Source organism: Streptococcus oralis (assembly GCF_003942585.1).
GTDB lineage: Bacteria > Bacillota > Bacilli > Lactobacillales > Streptococcaceae > Streptococcus > Streptococcus oralis_BE.
The window spans coordinates 272,208-288,913 of sequence record NZ_RJNK01000001.1 but is presented as its reverse complement, the minus strand read 5'-3'; the positions used below and the strand labels follow the sequence as shown (position 1 = coordinate 288,913).

At 37.4% G+C, this 16,706-nt stretch carries 13 protein-coding genes and 1 pseudogene; all 14 read left to right on the top strand.

What is annotated here, in order from left to right:
* The first annotated feature begins 5 nt into the window (after positions 1-5).
* The 14 genes and pseudogenes from prfA (at position 6) to D8862_RS01400 (ending at position 15,078) form a co-directional block, all read left to right on the top strand.
* Positions 6-1,085 carry a peptide chain release factor 1 gene (prfA, locus tag D8862_RS01465; protein WP_001028810.1) on the top strand — a complete coding sequence of 360 codons (1,080 nt, stop codon included), beginning with the start codon at positions 6-8 and terminating at the stop codon, positions 1,083-1,085.
* Positions 1,085-1,921, top strand: a complete 837-nt coding sequence (gene prmC / locus D8862_RS01460) for a peptide chain release factor N(5)-glutamine methyltransferase (RefSeq protein ID WP_125448427.1) — start codon at positions 1,085-1,087, stop codon at positions 1,919-1,921. The genes prfA and prmC overlap by 1 nt, the downstream gene beginning before the upstream one ends.
* On the top strand, positions 1,905-2,507 hold the full coding sequence (locus tag D8862_RS01455; protein ID WP_125448426.1) for an L-threonylcarbamoyladenylate synthase: 603 nt from the start codon (positions 1,905-1,907) through the stop codon (positions 2,505-2,507). Before prmC ends, D8862_RS01455 begins: the two co-directional genes overlap by 17 nt.
* A gap of 1 nt (position 2,508) precedes the next feature.
* On the top strand, positions 2,509-2,940 hold the full coding sequence (locus D8862_RS01450; RefSeq protein WP_125448425.1) for a GNAT family N-acetyltransferase: 432 nt from the start codon (positions 2,509-2,511) through the stop codon (positions 2,938-2,940).
* Positions 2,941-2,994: 54 nt separating this feature from the next.
* On the top strand, positions 2,995-4,251 hold the full coding sequence (gene glyA / locus D8862_RS01445) for a serine hydroxymethyltransferase (RefSeq protein WP_125448424.1): 1,257 nt from the start codon (positions 2,995-2,997) through the stop codon (positions 4,249-4,251).
* Positions 4,252-4,258: 7 nt separating this feature from the next.
* On the top strand, positions 4,259-5,233 hold the full coding sequence (locus D8862_RS01440) for a nucleoid-associated protein (protein WP_185760818.1): 975 nt from the start codon (positions 4,259-4,261) through the stop codon (positions 5,231-5,233).
* Positions 5,233-5,835 (top strand): lysozyme family protein, encoded by a 603-nt coding sequence (locus D8862_RS01435; RefSeq protein WP_084927270.1) that lies wholly within the window; start codon positions 5,233-5,235, stop codon positions 5,833-5,835. Before D8862_RS01440 ends, D8862_RS01435 begins: the two co-directional genes overlap by 1 nt.
* 86 nt (positions 5,836-5,921) lie before the next feature.
* A complete protein-coding gene (locus D8862_RS01430; protein WP_125448422.1) occupies positions 5,922-6,896 on the top strand; it encodes a DUF1002 domain-containing protein in 975 nt (324 codons plus the stop codon).
* Between the two features lie 73 nt (positions 6,897-6,969).
* The gene (gene rlmD / locus D8862_RS01425) at positions 6,970-8,325 is read left to right on the top strand and encodes a 23S rRNA (uracil(1939)-C(5))-methyltransferase RlmD (protein ID WP_125448421.1); all 1,356 of its coding nucleotides are present in this window, start codon (positions 6,970-6,972) and stop codon (positions 8,323-8,325) included.
* A gap of 530 nt (positions 8,326-8,855) precedes the next feature.
* A pseudogene (locus tag D8862_RS01420) lies at positions 8,856-10,097 on the top strand (recombinase family protein).
* The gene (locus D8862_RS01415) at positions 10,060-11,349 is read left to right on the top strand and encodes a recombinase family protein (RefSeq protein ID WP_260467896.1); all 1,290 of its coding nucleotides are present in this window, start codon (positions 10,060-10,062) and stop codon (positions 11,347-11,349) included. The pseudogene D8862_RS01420 and the gene D8862_RS01415 overlap by 38 nt, the downstream one beginning before the upstream one ends.
* 169 nt (positions 11,350-11,518) lie before the next feature.
* The gene (dprA, locus tag D8862_RS01410) at positions 11,519-12,517 is read left to right on the top strand and encodes a DNA-processing protein DprA (protein ID WP_125448420.1); all 999 of its coding nucleotides are present in this window, start codon (positions 11,519-11,521) and stop codon (positions 12,515-12,517) included.
* Positions 12,510-13,742, top strand: coding sequence for a ComF family protein (locus D8862_RS01405; RefSeq protein ID WP_125448419.1), 1,233 nt, complete (start codon positions 12,510-12,512; stop codon positions 13,740-13,742). The genes dprA and D8862_RS01405 overlap by 8 nt, the downstream gene beginning before the upstream one ends.
* A gap of 112 nt (positions 13,743-13,854) precedes the next feature.
* Positions 13,855-15,078, top strand: coding sequence for a hypothetical protein (locus D8862_RS01400; protein WP_125448418.1), 1,224 nt, complete (start codon positions 13,855-13,857; stop codon positions 15,076-15,078).
* Positions 15,079-16,706: the final 1,628 nt, after the last annotated feature.

Below are 16,706 nucleotides of genomic sequence, written 5' to 3'. Positions count from 1 at the left end.
AAAAAATGAACATCTATGATCAACTACAAGCTGTAGAAGACCGTTATGAGGAATTAGGAGAATTGCTTAGTGACCCAGATGTCGTCTCAGACACCAAGCGTTTCATGGAGCTTTCGAAAGAAGAGGCTTCTACTCGTGATACGGTAACAGCCTACCGTGAGTACAAGCAAGTTCTTCAAAATATCATCGATGCTGAAGAGATGATTAAAGAGTCTGGCGGAGATGCGGACTTGGAAGAAATGGCTAAACAAGAACTGAAAGACGCTAAGGCTGAAAAAGAAGAATACGAAGAAAAACTCAAAATCTTGCTCCTTCCAAAGGATCCAAACGATGATAAGAACATCATCCTTGAAATCCGTGGAGCAGCTGGTGGAGACGAAGCAGCCCTTTTCGCCGGAGACCTTCTAACTATGTACCAAAAGTATGCGGAAGCCCAAGGCTGGCGCTTTGAAGTCATGGAAGCTTCTATGAACGGTGTCGGTGGTTTCAAAGAAGTCGTAGCCATGGTTTCTGGTCAATCCGTTTACTCTAAGCTTAAGTACGAATCAGGTGCCCACCGTGTGCAACGTGTTCCTGTGACAGAAAGCCAAGGTCGTGTTCATACCTCTACAGCGACTGTCCTTGTTATGCCTGAAGTAGAAGAAGTAGAATACGATATCGATCCAAAAGACCTTCGTGTTGATATCTACCACGCATCAGGTGCTGGTGGACAGAACGTCAATAAGGTTGCGACTGCCGTTCGTATCGTTCACTTGCCAACCAATATCAAGGTTGAGATGCAGGAAGAACGTACCCAGCAGAAGAACCGTGAGAAGGCTATGAAGATTATCCGTGCGCGTGTTGCTGACCATTTTGCGCAGATTGCTCAGGATGAACAAGACGCTGAGCGTAAGTCAACCATCGGTACTGGTGACCGTTCAGAACGAATCCGTACTTACAATTTCCCACAAAACCGTGTCACAGACCACCGTATTGGCTTGACCCTCCAAAAACTAGATACCATTTTGTCTGGTAAATTGGATGAAGTTGTAGATGCCTTGGTGCTCTATGACCAAACACAAAAATTAGAAGAATTAAACAAATAATGAAATTAGCTCAATTATTTTCAGATTTTGAAGAAGAGTTGATAAGACAAGGAGAGGAAGCAGAAAGCCTCTCTTTTGTCTATCGTAGTCTAAAAAATCTCTCTTTTACAGACTTTGTTTTTGCCCTTCAGCAAGAGGTAACAGAAGAAGAAAAACAATTTGTAGAAGAAATTTATCAGCAGTTAGCAGCTCACAAACCAGCTCAGTATATCATTGGTCACGCAGATTTCTTTGGAATGCAGTTAAAAGTAGATGAGCGGGTTTTGATTCCCCGACCAGAGACAGAGGAGTTAGTGGAACTTATCTTGGCAGAAAATCCTAAAGAAAATCTCAGGGTCTTGGATATCGGCACGGGAAGTGGTGCCATCGTCCTTGCTTTAGTAAAGAATCGTCCAGACTGGTCAGTGACAGCAGTTGATATTTCACAGGATGCACTAGATTTGGCAGCTGAAAACGCTAAAGTTCAGAATTTCCAGATATTTTTTAAAAAATCTGATTGTTTTGCAGAAATTTCTGAAAAATATGATATAATTGTATCCAATCCACCCTATATCTCTCGTGAAGATGAGTCAGAGGTTGGTTTGAATGTTTTGCATTCGGAACCTCATCTAGCTCTCTTTGCAGATGAGGATGGCCTAGCTATTTACCGCAGAATTGCGGAAGATGCAAAAGACTATCTCACAGATGGTGGTAAGATTTACCTTGAAATTGGATACAAGCAAGGTCAAAGTGTTCCTGCGCTTTTTAGGAAATATCTTCCTGAAAAACGAGTACGAAAACTCAAGGACCAATTTGGTCAAGATAGGATGGTTGTAGCTGATGAAGGACAGGATTAGACAAGAGTTGGAAAAGGGCGGAGCTGTTGTTCTGCCTACAGAGACAGTTTACGGCCTCTTTGCTAAGGCCTTAGACGAAAAAGCAGTCGACCATGTTTATCAGCTCAAACGTCGTCCTAGAGACAAGGCACTCAATCTTAATGTCGCTTCTCTAGAGGACATCTTGCACTTTTCAAAGAATCAACCAGCTTATCTACAAAAACTTGTAGAGACTTTTTTACCAGGTCCCTTGACTATTATCCTAGAAGCAAACGACAGAGTTCCCTTTTGGGTCAACTCTGGTCTTGCAACGGTGGGATTTCGGATGCCGAGTCACCCCATTACGCTGGATTTGATTCGAGAGACAGGTCCATTGATTGGGCCATCTGCCAATATTTCAGGTCAGGCAAGTGGAGTAACCTTTCAGCAAATCCTTGAAGATTTTGACCAAGAGGTTTTGGGTCTGGAGGACGACGCTTTTCTAACTGGACAGGATTCGACGATTTTGGATTTGTCTGGAGATAAGGTGAAAATCTTACGCCAGGGGGCAATTAAACGAGAAGATATACTTGCTCGGTTGCCAGAGATTTCTTTTGAGGAGAAATGAGATGCTAAGAGATTTGCAAGAAACAGATGTGAATGCTATATGTGAGATTAACCAAGAGGCTTTGGAGTATTCTTTTAGTCCAGAGGACACAGCTAGTCAACTAGCTAGACTATCTCAGGATTCACATCATTTCCTACTTGGCTATGAGGATGAAGCCAGCCATGTCCTACTTGGATATGTCCACGCTGAGGTTTATGAATCCCTCTATTCCAAAGCAGGATTTAACATCTTAGCCTTAGCGGTTTCACCTCAAGCACAAGGGCAAGGTATCGGTAAAAGCTTACTGCAAGGGTTGGATCAAGAAGCAAAAAGACGGGGTTATGGGTTTATCCGCTTAAACTCTGCCGATCACCGTCTGGGTGCTCATGCATTTTATGAAAAAGTTGGTTATACTTGTGATAAAGTGCAAAAACGGTTTATTCGCATCTTTTAGTTTATTTTGTAAAAACAAACTAAAGGACCAGTCACACTATAAAGGAGAAGACCTATGATTTTTGACAAAGATGATTTTAAAGCATACGATGCTGATCTCTGGAATGCTATTGCCAAAGAAGAAGAACGCCAACAAAACAACATTGAGTTGATTGCTTCGGAAAACGTTGTTTCCAAGGCTGTAATGGCTGCTCAAGGGTCTATCTTGACCAACAAATATGCCGAGGGTTACCCAGGACGCCGTTACTATGGTGGAACAGATGTAGTAGATGTGGTAGAGACTCTTGCTATTGAACGCGCGAAAGAAATTTTCGGTGCTAAATTTGCCAATGTCCAACCTCACTCAGGAAGCCAAGCCAACTGTGCGGCTTACATGGCCTTGATTGAGCCTGGTGATACGGTTATGGGGATGGATTTGGCAGCAGGTGGACACTTGACCCACGGAGCTCCTGTCAGCTTCTCTGGTCAAACCTACAACTTTGTTTCTTATAGTGTGGATCCTGAAACAGAACTCTTGGACTTTGACGCTATCTTGAAACAAGCCCAAGAAGTAAAACCAAAATTGATCGTAGCTGGTGCTTCAGCCTATTCTCAAATTATCGACTTCTCAAAATTCCGTGAAATCGCAGACGCTGTTGGGGCTAAGCTCATGGTCGATATGGCTCACATTGCTGGTTTGGTTGCTGCTGGTCTACATCCAAGCCCAGTTCCATACGCACATATCACCACAACAACGACCCACAAAACCCTTCGTGGACCACGTGGTGGTTTGATTTTGACCAATGATGAAGACTTAGCAAAGAAGATCAATTCAGCTATTTTCCCTGGTATTCAGGGTGGTCCTTTAGAGCATGTTGTGGCTGCTAAGGCTGTTTCTTTCAAAGAAGTTTTGGATCCAGCCTTCAAAGAATATGCTGCCAATGTTATCAAAAACAGCAAGGCTATGGTAGAAGTCTTCTTGCAAGATCCTGATTTCCGTATCATCTCTGGCGGGACTGAAAATCATCTCTTCCTTGTTGATGTCACTAAGGTTGTAGAGAACGGAAAAGTTGCTCAAAACTTGCTGGATGAAGTCAATATTACCCTAAATAAAAACTCAATCCCATACGAAACCTTGTCACCATTCAAGACAAGCGGTATTCGTATCGGATCTGCAGCCATCACTGCACGTGGATTTGGTGAAGACGAAAGTCGAAAAGTAGCTGAACTCATCATCAAAACCCTTAAGAATGCAGAAAATGAGGATGTCTTAGAAGAAGTGAGAAGCGCAGTCAAAGCGTTGACAGATGCCTTCCCATTATACGAGGACTAAAACTTTTATGGACATTTATATTAAGAAAGCTATTATCCATCAGTTCAGCCCAGATGATACCGAGTTGTTCTTAGCGGATAAGTTTCTCAATATCACTCCAAAAATCGAAGAATACCTGCGCAAAAAAATCGAACATGTGTATTCAGATGAAGCCAAGACTGGGATTTTCGAAGAAGAAAATCCCTTCTTCAATCACATCACGGATGATTTGTTGGAGACATCAGTCACACTGGCTAATCTCTGGAAAGAGGAGTTCAGCATTTCTGAAAACCTCAAGACCAATGACTTGGTTTTTGTTCAGTTTTCGAAAGAAGGCGTAGAACATTTCGCTTTCTTGCGAATTGCACTGCGGGAAACCTTAACCCATCTCGGTGGAGAAGTTGATAACCCAATCAAGCTAACTCAGAATAACCTGCCTGGATTTGGAACGGGGGCTGACGAGGCCTTGGTGGTCAATCTTCGAAGTCGCAAGTACCACCTGATCGAGAAAAGAATCAAGTACAATGGGACTTTCTTGAATTATTTTTCAGAAAATCTCCTAGCCGTCGCCCCTAAGATTTCACCCAAGAAATCAATCAAGGAACTTGAAAAAACAGCCCAGAGAATTGCTGAAACTTTTAACACAGATGATTTTCAGTTTCAATCTAAGGTCAAATCAGCTATTTTCAACAATCTTGAAGAAAGCAATGAATTGTCACCTGAAAAATTGGCTAACGACCTTTTTGATAACAACCTGACAGCTCGTCTAAGCTTTATCGACCAAGTCAAGGAAGCTGTACCAGAACCAGTCCAGTTTGATGAAATTGATGCCAGTCGTCAACTCAAGAAATTTGAAAATCAAAAACTTTCCTTGTCAAATGGAATTGAGCTCATCGTTCCCAATAATGTTTATCAGGATGCGGAGTCTGTTGAATTTATCCAAAATGACAATGGAACCTATTCTATTTTAATCAAAAATATCGAGGATATTCAAAGTAAATAATGTTTAAATTACTACGAAGAGTGCTAATGCTAGCAGTCTTCCTTTTCGCTGTCTATAAAGTCTATCATATACACCAAGATGTGAAGCAAGTCATGACCTACCAACCCATGGTTCGAGAAGTCCTCAGTGAAAGAGATACTCCAGCCAATGAAGAACTTGTGCTCGCCATGATTTATACCGAAACGAAAGGAAAAGAAGGCGATGTCATGCAGTCTAGTGAGTCTGCTAGCGGTACTACAAATACTATCAATGACAATGTGACGAGCATTCGTCAGGGGATTCAGGCATTGACTGATAATCTCTACCTAGCTCAGGAAAAGGGCGTTGATGTCTGGACAGCTGTGCAAGCTTATAATTTTGGTCCTGCTTATATCGATTTTATCGCTCAAAATGGCAAGGAAAACACTCTCGCCTTGGCCAAACAATATTCTCGTGAAACCGTCGCTCCCATCCTTGGAAATACCACTGGGAAAACCTATACCTATATCAACCCGATTTCTATCTTCCACGGAGCAGAACTCTATGAAAATGGTGGAAATTATTACTACTCGAGACAGGTACGCTTTAACCTGTACATCATGAAATTCTTTAATTTCTTTTAAGCATCTGGTTTTGTCAGGTGTTTTTCACTATAAGCTTTCTTTAAGATTGTTTTATTACCCTAGAAAGGTAAAGGAGGGAATATCCCATGAGAAAGAAATTCTTTCTAACAAGCGCTGCAATTTTGTGGGCCGCAACAGCTATGACGAGTGTCCACGCAGCAACCGATGTTCAAAAAGTAATCGATGAAACCTATGTACAACCTGAATATGTCCTAGGTTCTTCTCTATCCGAAGACCAGAAAAACCAAACTCTTAGCAAACTTGGCTATGATGCATCAAAAGACACCAAAGATATCAAAACCATGACGCCTGATATCTACTCAAAAATTATGAATGTGGCTAATGATGCTAGCCTACAGCTCTATTCGTCAGCTAAGATTCAAAAGTTAGGTGATAAGGCGCCTCTAGAAGTCAAGATTGAAACGCCTGAAAATATCACCAAAGTGACGCAGGATATGTACCGTAACGCAGCAGTGACGCTGGGAGTGGAGCATGCCAAAATCACAGTTGCAGCACCCATTCCAGTTACGGGTGAGAGCGCCCTAGCAGGGATTTACTACTCGTTAGAGGCCAATGGTGCAAAAGTACCGCAAGCCAATAAAGACTTGGCTCAAGAGGAGTTAAAAGCCTTGTCTGATATCAATGCTGAAAACAAGGACAAGTCAGGCTACGATGCCAATAAACTCAATGTCGCTTTGGCAGATATCAAGGCAGGAATCGCAAAGGCAAAAGAAGCCAAAGGAAGTCTGACAGAGGAAGATGTCCGCAAAATCGTTGAAGACACGCTTAAAAACTACAAACTTGATCAGGTTATAACAGGAAACCAGGTCAATATCATCATCAATTTTGCGCTCAAACTCTCAAAGAGTGACATTTTGAACAATGCTGATTTCACTAAAACCCTAAATGACCTCAAGGAAAGCATTGTTTCCCAAGCTGGAGATAGCTTTAAAAATATCAACCTCAACTTTGATGCCAATAAAGCGCTAGAAGACGGGGGCAACTTTTTTAGCTCCCTTTGGCAAGCCATTGTCAACTTCTTCAAGAGTTTTGGTGCTTAGGTCATTTCATGATATAATAGATGGTAACAGAAATGTTGCCGTCTTTTTTGTCGGCTGATAGAAAGTGAAAAATATGTTAAAGAAAAATGATATTGTAGAAGTTGAAATTGTCGATTTGACCCATGAAGGTGCTGGGGTCGCTAAGGTAGATGGTTTGGTTTTCTTTGTAGAAAATGCTCTACCAACTGAGAAAATCCTCATGCGTGTCCTTAAGGTCAATAAAAAGATTGGCTATGGAAAAGTTGAAGAATACCTTACTTACTCTTCACATCGTAACCAAGACCTTGACCTAGCTTATCTACGTTCAGGTATAGCTGACTTGGGGCACCTTGCCTATCCAGAGCAGCTCAAGTTCAAAACCAAGCAAGTCAAAGACAGTCTCTACAAAATTGCTGGCATTAGGGATGTAGAAGTTGCTGAAACGCTTGGTATAGAAGATCCTGTCAAGTATCGCAATAAGGCGCAGGTGCCCGTTCGTCGAGTCAATGGTGTCTTGGAAACAGGATTTTTCCGTAAAAATTCGCATGACCTTATGCCCCTTGAAGATTTCTTTATCCAAGATCCTGTCATTGACCAAGTCGTAGTAACTCTTCGAAATTTGCTCCGTCGCTATGATTTGAAACCATATGACGAAAAGGAACAGTCTGGCTTGATTCGTAATCTTGTGGTGCGTCGTGGTCACTATACAGGACAAATCATGGTCATTTTGGTGACAACTCGACCAAAAATTTTCCGAGTTGAACAGTTGATTGAACAACTAATCAAGCGGTTCCCAGAGATTGTCTCTGTCATGCAAAATATCAACGACCAGAATACCAATGCGATTTTCGGCAAGGACTGGCGAACACTGTACGGTCAAGACTACATTATCGACCAAATGTTAGGAAATAGCTTTCAAATCTCGGGACCAGCCTTCTATCAGGTCAATACTGAAATGGCGGAGAAACTCTATCAAACAGCTATTGACTTTGCGGAGTTAAGAAAAGATGATGTGGTTGTTGATGCCTACTCAGGAATTGGAACCATTGGTTTATCCGTTGCTAAGCATGTCAAGGAAGTCTACGGTGTTGAAGTGATTCCAGAAGCAGTAGAGAATAGCCAGAAGAATGCTTCTTTGAACAATATTACTAATGCTCACTATGTTTGTGATACAGCTGAAAATGCCATGAAGAACTGGCTCAAGGAAGGTATCCAACCAACCGTTATCTTGGTCGACCCACCACGCAAGGGCTTGACCGAAAGCTTCATCAAAGCAAGTAGCCAAACAGGAGCAGACCGCATTGCTTATATTTCATGTAATGTCGCAACCATGGCGCGTGACATCAAACTCTACCAAGAATTGGGATATGAGTTGAAGAAAGTCCAGCCGGTTGATTTATTCCCGCAAACGCATCACGTTGAGTGTGTAGCTTTGCTGGTAAAAGCCTAGAAACTTTGTAACGAAAGGGGTTAAGAAAAGCCTTGTAGGTAAAGACTTTTCTCGTTTAGTGGGGAAGTATTAAAGTAACCTCTCATATTTTTTCTAGGTTTGATAACTTATTTGAGATGGATTCTATTTCCATAAACACTGTGGGGATGTTTTTGTTACCAAAGATAAGAGGTAAATGGGAATATATATAGCCCCCTATTTATTACAGCTTTGTTTTTTAGAAATAAGTAAAGGCGTTAGTTAGTGAAATCTTAGGAAGAATGCAACGAAAAAGATTAAGAAAAATTTTGAAACAAAATGTTTTAGAATAAATATTAAAGTATATTGCGATTAAATTTCAAATAAAAAATCTAAGCCTGGTGAAATACATCAGGCTTTTTCTTTTTGATTTTTTCTTAAAACCGGAAAAATCTATCTTGAAAGTACCTATTTAGGTAAGAGGACAATAAAGACATTTTATTAAAGTACAGGGTTGCTGATTACTTGACTAATATAGCGTTTAGAGGGATATATAGTGTGTAGGAGGAAAAATGAATATAAGAAAAATTGAAGCAAAGAATAACAAAAGAAAAAAGAGAATTTGTGCATATGTTCGAGTTTCTACAACCAATGGAAGTCAACTTGATTCGCTAGAGAATCAAAAAGTTTATTTTGAAAAGTTGTATGCTGAACGTAATGATGTTGAGTTTTTGGGTGTTTTTTGTGACAAAGGGATTTCGGGTTCAAAGTATGATAGACCTGATTTTCAAACTATGTTAGATGCTTGTAGAAAAGGACAAATTGATGTTATCCATACTAAGTCAATATCAAGGTTTGCAAGAGATCTCATCAATGTTCTTGAAATAAGTTGAGAATTAAAAACTCTTGGTATTGATATCTTTTTTGAAGAGCAGAATATTCACACTTTATCAAATGAAGGTGAAGTTATCTTGACTGTGTTAGCAAGTTTGGCTGAGGAAGAGTTACAAAGCATGAGCAGAAACCAACGATGGAGTTTTCGTAGAAAGTTCCAGAAGGGAGAATTACTCATTAATGCTAAACGGTTTTTAGGGTATGATTTAAACGAAAAAGGTGAACTTGTTATAAACAAAGCAGAAGCGCAAATAGTAAGAACCATCTTTTATAGTTATTTAGAAGGAATGGGTACACATAGGATTGCTAAAAAACTTAATGAGGGTAAAGTTCCAACTGTAACAGGAATGAAATGGTATGACAGCACAATTCGTAATATCTTAAAAAACGAAAAATACAAAGGCTCGTTACTACTTCAAAAATACTTTCATGACGGTGTAAACGGTCCAAAGAAATTAAATCAAGGACAGGTTGAACAATACTATATAGAAGATAATCATGAAGGAATTGTATCTAAGGAAATATGGGAGAAGGTTCAGGTAAAAATGAAAAGGCGTTCTCGGATCCAAGGTACAAATAAAACCTATAAATTTTCCAGAATGTTAAAATGCCAATATTGTGGTTCAACATTAAAAAGACAGGTATCTTATAAGAAAAAGATTGTTTGGTGTTGTTCCAAATATATCAAAGAAGGAAAAAATTCATGTAAAGGTATGAGAGTCCCTGAAAGGGATATTGAAGATTGGAAACTAAGTTCACCGGTAATTGTGTTAGAAAGGATAGAAGATGGAGAAAAACATTACGGTTATACCGGCCAAAAAACTTCAGCAAACGGTCATATCTCAAACTCGGAAAAAGATCAGAGTAGCAGCTTATTGTCGAGTGTCTACAGACCAAGACGAACAGCTATCAAGTTATGAGAATCAGGTTAATTATTACCGTGAATACATCTTAAAACATGAAGATTATGAGTTAGTAGACATCTATGCGGATGAGGGAATCTCAGCAACTAATACAAAAAAACGTGACGCTTTTAATCGACTAATACAAGATTGTAGAGATGGTAAAGTGGATAGAATTTTAGTTAAATCTATTAGTAGATTTGCCAGAAATACATTGGACTGCATCAAATATGTAAGAGAACTGAAAGAACTAGGTATTGGAGTAACGTTTGAAAAAGAGAATATTGATAGCCTAGATTCAAAAGGAGAAGTACTACTTACCATTCTATCGTCACTCGCACAGGATGAATCGAGATCCATTTCAGAAAACTCAACTTGGGGAATTCGAAAGAAGTTCGAACGAGGGGAAATAAGAGTCAACACAACCAAGTTTGTAGGCTACGACAAGGGTGAGAATGGAAATCTTATCATCAATGAGGAGCAGGCCAAGATTGTCAGACGAATCTTTCAGGATTTTTTACAAGGAGAAACACCAGAAAGTATAGCGAGAAGTCTGAAAGAAGAAGGGGTTCCAGGTTGGAATGGGAAGGTTAACTGGTACCCCACTACGATTCAAAGGATGCTTCAGAATGAGAAGTACATGGGAGATGCCCTCTTACAGAAAACCTATACGGTAGATTTTCTTACCAAGAAACGCAGTGAGAATCAGGGGCAAGTCAATCAATACTATATCGAAGGCAACCATGAAGCTATTATTGATAAAGAAGAATGGGAGTTGGTTCAGCTTGAGATAGAACGGAGAAACCAGTTTCGGCAGGACAATCACATCAATTTTTACATTATCCAGTGTGAACAAAACCCATTCACCTGCAAAGTATTCTGTAAAGAATGTGGAGGTCTATTTGGCAGAAAGAACTGGACCACGAGCAGAGGGAAACGTCCTGTCTGGCAGTGCAATAACCGGTACAAGGTAAAGGGAATCCAGGGCTGTACCAATCGCCATACTGATGAAGAGACGCTTCAGCAAGCTTTCCTCAGAGCCGTAGAGGTTCTTCGAGAAAATGAGGAAAAGCTACAAGAGAAGTGGGGGAATTTTAGCGAAGAACAAAAGCTGGAGAAGTACCATGCGGCTAAATTAAAGGAGACACTTAATAGTAATCAGGAAGAATTCAATGGAAGGAAGATGTGCCAGGTTCTTGAGAAAATTAGTCTTGGAGAAGACGGCAGTATCTCTATCAAATTTTTAGAAGGAACGGAAGTTAATTTATAAGGCTGTAGTTATAGAATAAGATGCTGTCACTACAGCTTTTTTTCTATTTTAATGTTATAATTAAAAATAAGTTTTAAATTTTTGAAGTCAATTTTACATATATAAATTAATTTGACAAGGAATATGTTATAATGATAAAGCACGAATTGNTTTTTGGAAAGGAGGACATATGTTTAAAATAGNTAATAAGATTAAACAAGAAGCCTTAAATTTTTCAACTTTGCAAAACTGTTTAAAAATGACAGAGGGGAAGTTTGAGCCAATTTTTGATTCATTCATAGAAAAATATAAAGGAATAGAGTCATCACCTATTTTAGATTATCTAGATTTGTATAGTACTTATTTCAAAATCAATCAAAATCAATTAAATCATGAATATGCATTGGCTTCTGCTCAGTTTTCAAAATTAAAAGAAACAGATGAGATATTAAAACGGGGAACTGGCGATTATCCAGATATGCTAGAATCAACAGAAAAATCACCTAGATTTTTATATATTAGAGGCAGAAAAAGTCTTCTATACGAATTGCGAAAGGTTTCGCTTGTTGGTTCAAGAAATGCGACTGAAAAGGCTAAATACAATACAACTAGGCTAGCCCAGAAACTTGGTAAAAACGGAATTACTATAGTATCAGGATTAGCAAAGGGGATTGATGTTTCTGCACATAAAGCAGCACTTGATTTAAGTTTAGATACTATTGCAGTAATAGGAACTCATTTAAATCAGTATTATCCAGCAGAAAATAAAGAAGTGCAGTTAGAAATAGAAAAGAAGGGCCTAGTAGTCTCCCAGTTCTCTCCAGCTTCTAAAACTCAGCGTTGGTTCTTTCCAATGAGAAATCGGGTTATGAGCGCTCTTTCGCTTGCGACAATTGTTATGGAGGCAGGGGAAACATCTGGCTCTCTTATTCAAGCTGATTATGCTCTTGAACAAGGGAGATTGGTTCTTCTACCTGAGAGTGCATTAGAAAATAAACATATAACTTGGCCAGGGAAGTTTGTTAAAAAGGGAGCCAAGGTGATGCATAATCCTAGTGATGCACTAAAGATTTTGGCAGATAGTAGTTTCTTTCAAGGGGAGTTTGATATTGATGAAGAATTAGAGCTTATCCCTTTAGACTTTTCGTTAGATATTATCTCTGAGGAAGGGAGAGATAGACTTGCTTAGAAATGTTAGTGAGATAAAAGTTATTGTTTTCCATATTTCTGATTCTCCGATTTTATCAGCTAATGATTGGGAAGACGTTCAGAAGATTTATGAGTCAGAATATAATTGTATGTTTTTAACTGACTTGGATGAGTTACCTGATTTTATTGATGATAGTGATATTATAAAAGTTGGATCTCTTAAAATGGTTCTGTGGCCCTCGTTATCTCTATTTGACTACATTAAAGAGCGTTTTAACGCACAGACATCTGAAATTATTCTAGTTTCTAAAGATTCTCGTTTTACTAAACGCTCTATGAAGCTATTAAGCGGGGTTATCTTAATATCAGAGAATATGGCAAAGTATGAACAATTAGATAATACCCCAGATGCTATTTTCCATAATTTTAACCAATTCTATGAGTTGGTTGTTCTTGATAAAATTGTGGGAAGGAACTATTTTGGTGAAAATCAGATCCCTTTGCCAACCTATCAATTTAGAAGCAGATATATCCATTGTCTATACCCTATTTCGGATTCAAAAAGAGTAAGACTGTTTTCGTTTGGAAGATATTATAGCTCTAAACATTACATGCATGAAATGCATCCGTACTCTAAGGCAATTATTTCTAACAAAAAGTCCAATAGTAAGTTATTCGGAAAATTTAATATAAAACTTTCAGACCTTATTATCCAAACAATGAGGTCTTTTCCTGATGCTATAATGCCTGATGCACTTTGTTATGTTCCTCCACGCCCCAATGAAGAAAGTAGATTTAAAGAAATATTCGAGTACATTTTCTCTTATTCTGATGAAAGGATTCAACAAATTGAAGACCTTTCCAAATTTTTAATTGCAACAAGAGAATTCGAAAAGCAAAAGGATTTAGGTACTGAACAACGTTTGACAAATGTGGCCAATGCTTTTACAGTAACAATAGATGTTTCAGGAAAAAGCGTTATGGTTATTGATGACGTTGTTACAACTGGGGCGACACTAAAAGCCTGCGCGGAAGCTCTTTTTCAAGCTGGAGCAGAAAACGTGTCTTTTTTTGTCTTTGCGATTAATCAACGTGAGCAATCTGGCTTATTCTCTGAATATAGAGCAGCCTGTCCTGATTGTTCGGGAGACTTATATCTAAATATTAATTCAACTACCTATTTACCTTTTTATAGTTGTTCAGATTGTCGACGCACCTTTGATTTCGACCCTGTCATGGAAGATTTAAATCGAAGAATTAAATAATTTATGATTTAAGTCGGAAGTTTCTGTCTAGTAAAGTTCAGAGTGTCAATTTATACCTTTAGAGATTCATTAAGAATTTTGTTTGTTAAATGATAGATGGTAGGTTCAATTTATGGAGAATAAAAATATTGGGGAAAAAATAAGTGAATTGAAAAATTTCTTAAAAGATTGTGATTGGGAATTCAAAAAATATATTGCTTCAGACGTCTATAATTCTTTATTAGAAAATGAAGATACAATAATTGATGCTCTGAATACAGTTAAGGAGTTTTATGCGACTGAGTCACTTATTTTGACTTGTGGTAAAGATGTAGACGTAGTAGCCTTGAAAGAGAGTATTTCTCAAGTTTCTGAATTACATGATTTATTACTCAAGTTAGAGTTTATCTACGTTTATAAATTGACTGATATTTTAGAAATACCAAATTGTTCTGACAATTCTGATAGATTATTGGAATTTATCATTCTTTGTAGAAGAATAGAAGAAATCTTATTTTTCTTGTGGGATGTGTTTGATAGATATTGGGATAATTTCTTCGAAAATATGTACGAGTTTGATTGGTATTACTGGCGAACGAGACGAGATTTGAGAGAAAATTTGGTTCATGGTGTGCTTGATGAAAGAGGCATTAAATTTTTGATTTTTTTGACGCGGAACCTTTCTAAAGTATTTTCAGGTCGTATCAATGCACTACAAAACAGTATGTTATCGCTTGATGGTTCTCTTCATTTTGTAAATATTAGCAATACAAGAATATTCCACAAAAGATTTCCTCAGAGAATAAAAAAGTATTTATCTAACCTAGATGATAAGATTTATAAGAAAGCGTTTGAAAGTTCTAATATCTCATGTTATGCTACGATTGAGTTTGACGGTGAAAAGTATATCGCTGTTAATGGTATTGCTTTAGATGGCAATAAAAATAGGATATTAAATGAATTTAAAAAGGTACTTGAATCCTTTGGTAAAAAAAGTGTTAAGATTGTAGATATTGCGGATGGTGTTAGATATTATTTGAATGACCTAAAACGACATATTGAATATAAAGATTTTGTTTCACAAAATGTAGATAAGAAGAATAGGCGTATGTTTACTTGTTGTGAAAGAAAGTTATTTGCAAAACTTCGAGAAGAAAATAATGGAGTTGAAATAAAAGATATTTCCACCAGACAGAAAATTCATTTATCAACTACAAAGTCTCCTTGTGCAATGTGTCAAAGAGAAATCAAAGTTAATAGTTATAAAATAAATACATCTACTCTAGATACTACCCCACAAAATATGGATTTAACAGCGTATGATACTATCGCTGAAGGGATTTTTGATAGAATATGATGCTATCAACCGCAAAATAGAACAGATTTCAAATCTTGAAGGGCAAATCAGTGATCTTCAATATAAAATGAGTAGCATGAGAAATCGAGAGTACATTAATAATATGTACCGGTGGATAGATGAAAAAAAGCCAAGATTCAAGAATTTTTTTGTAAATCATGTGGAGGTCTGTTTAGCTGAAAGAACTTGACCACAAGCAGAGGGGAACGGCTAGTCTAGCAGTGTGACAACCACTATAAGGTGGAAAGTGTTCAAAGCTGTACTAATCGACATATTGATAAGGAAACGCTTCAGCAAGGTTTCTTCAGAGCTGTAGAGATTCTTCGTGAAAACAAGGGAAAGCTAGAAAAGTGTGCAAACTTTATGAAAGGATTTTAAATGGAGGTATTATTTTGAATTTTGAGTTTGGAACAGTCGATAAGTTTATGAATGATTTTATTCAGAACAAATATAAACAGAAAAGCAATATATTTCTAAAGCTTAACGAAACTGATTACTATGAAGAAAATAAATCTGGAACGTTATGTCATTATCCTGGTTGTTGTGAGAAAGCTATAGAATCTCATACTTATCCAAAATCTTTTTTGAGAAGAATCGCCGATGGAAACAAGGTCTTTGCAACTGATATAAAACATATTGTAGGTAATATCTATGATAAAGGTGTCTTAGATTTGGTAATAGATACTAATATTAAATATTCTGGTGTTCAACCTTTATTCTGTAAAAAACATGATTTTGACCTATTTAAAGCAATTGAAGTAAAAGATTTTAACACAGACCTTAAGACTTATCTTTGTTTATTTCTCTATCGTTCTTATATATATGACTATCAATTGGAATCCGAAGTACACAATCCAATCGTCAATAGAAAAATAAATATCGAAAGAGATTACTCTAAAAAAATATCAAAAGAAGACGAAAGTCGATATTTATTTGAACAGGAACTCTCGACCAAGATTATAAGCGAAAATGCAAATTTTCATAATTCTGATGTTTTAANAAATAGATTTGATAATATATTTCTTGAAAAGAAATCACCAAATTATACTGATTTTTGCCAATATTTTGAATTGAAGTATTATGACTTAGGATTCCTTCCTAACTTTTTTGCAAGTGGAACTATGTTTTTCTCAGCCAATCCTACTAGGAGTGAGAGTCCCCTTCAGTCTATCTATGCAATAATTCCTGAAAAGAGTTTAAAGACAGCATATTTCTGTATTTTAATTCCAAACGAGTCAAAGGATTCAATGAAAATTGTAATCAAGAATATAGAAGCAGAATATAGCAAGAGCGATAAGAGTGACTTTATAAAAATCATTGAATTTTTGTTGTTAGATGCATCTCAAAATATTATAATGACTAAATCTCTTTACAAAAAATTATAAAATAACAATGAGTATCAAAAGCTACTGAAAGTGTCTATGTCTTTAGCATTTGAGAGATTAAAAATTTTTCATATACCAAGTGAATCATTTAGAAGCTACTCTTACACACTACTGCAAACTTTCAAATTAATAAATAAAAACTAGATTTGATACCAAAAGTCTCAAATGAAGATTTTGATAAATTTATGGCTTGGAAGGGTAAAAATGTTGACAAAGTTAATTTACACCTATTTATATAATCCA

Coding starts and splice junctions, on each gene's coding strand:
- prfA (WP_001028810.1), top strand. CDS start 6: ATGAACATCTATGATCAACTACAAGCTGTAGAAGACCGTTATGAGGAA.
- prmC (WP_125448427.1), top strand. CDS start 1,085: ATGAAATTAGCTCAATTATTTTCAGATTTTGAAGAAGAGTTGATAAGA.
- D8862_RS01455 (WP_125448426.1), top strand. CDS start 1,905: ATGAAGGACAGGATTAGACAAGAGTTGGAAAAGGGCGGAGCTGTTGTT.
- D8862_RS01450 (WP_125448425.1), top strand. CDS start 2,509: ATGCTAAGAGATTTGCAAGAAACAGATGTGAATGCTATATGTGAGATT.
- glyA (WP_125448424.1), top strand. CDS start 2,995: ATGATTTTTGACAAAGATGATTTTAAAGCATACGATGCTGATCTCTGG.
- D8862_RS01440 (WP_185760818.1), top strand. CDS start 4,259: ATGGACATTTATATTAAGAAAGCTATTATCCATCAGTTCAGCCCAGAT.
- D8862_RS01435 (WP_084927270.1), top strand. CDS start 5,233: ATGTTTAAATTACTACGAAGAGTGCTAATGCTAGCAGTCTTCCTTTTC.
- D8862_RS01430 (WP_125448422.1), top strand. CDS start 5,922: ATGAGAAAGAAATTCTTTCTAACAAGCGCTGCAATTTTGTGGGCCGCA.
- rlmD (WP_125448421.1), top strand. CDS start 6,970: ATGTTAAAGAAAAATGATATTGTAGAAGTTGAAATTGTCGATTTGACC.
- D8862_RS01400 (WP_125448418.1), top strand. CDS start 13,855: ATGGAGAATAAAAATATTGGGGAAAAAATAAGTGAATTGAAAAATTTC.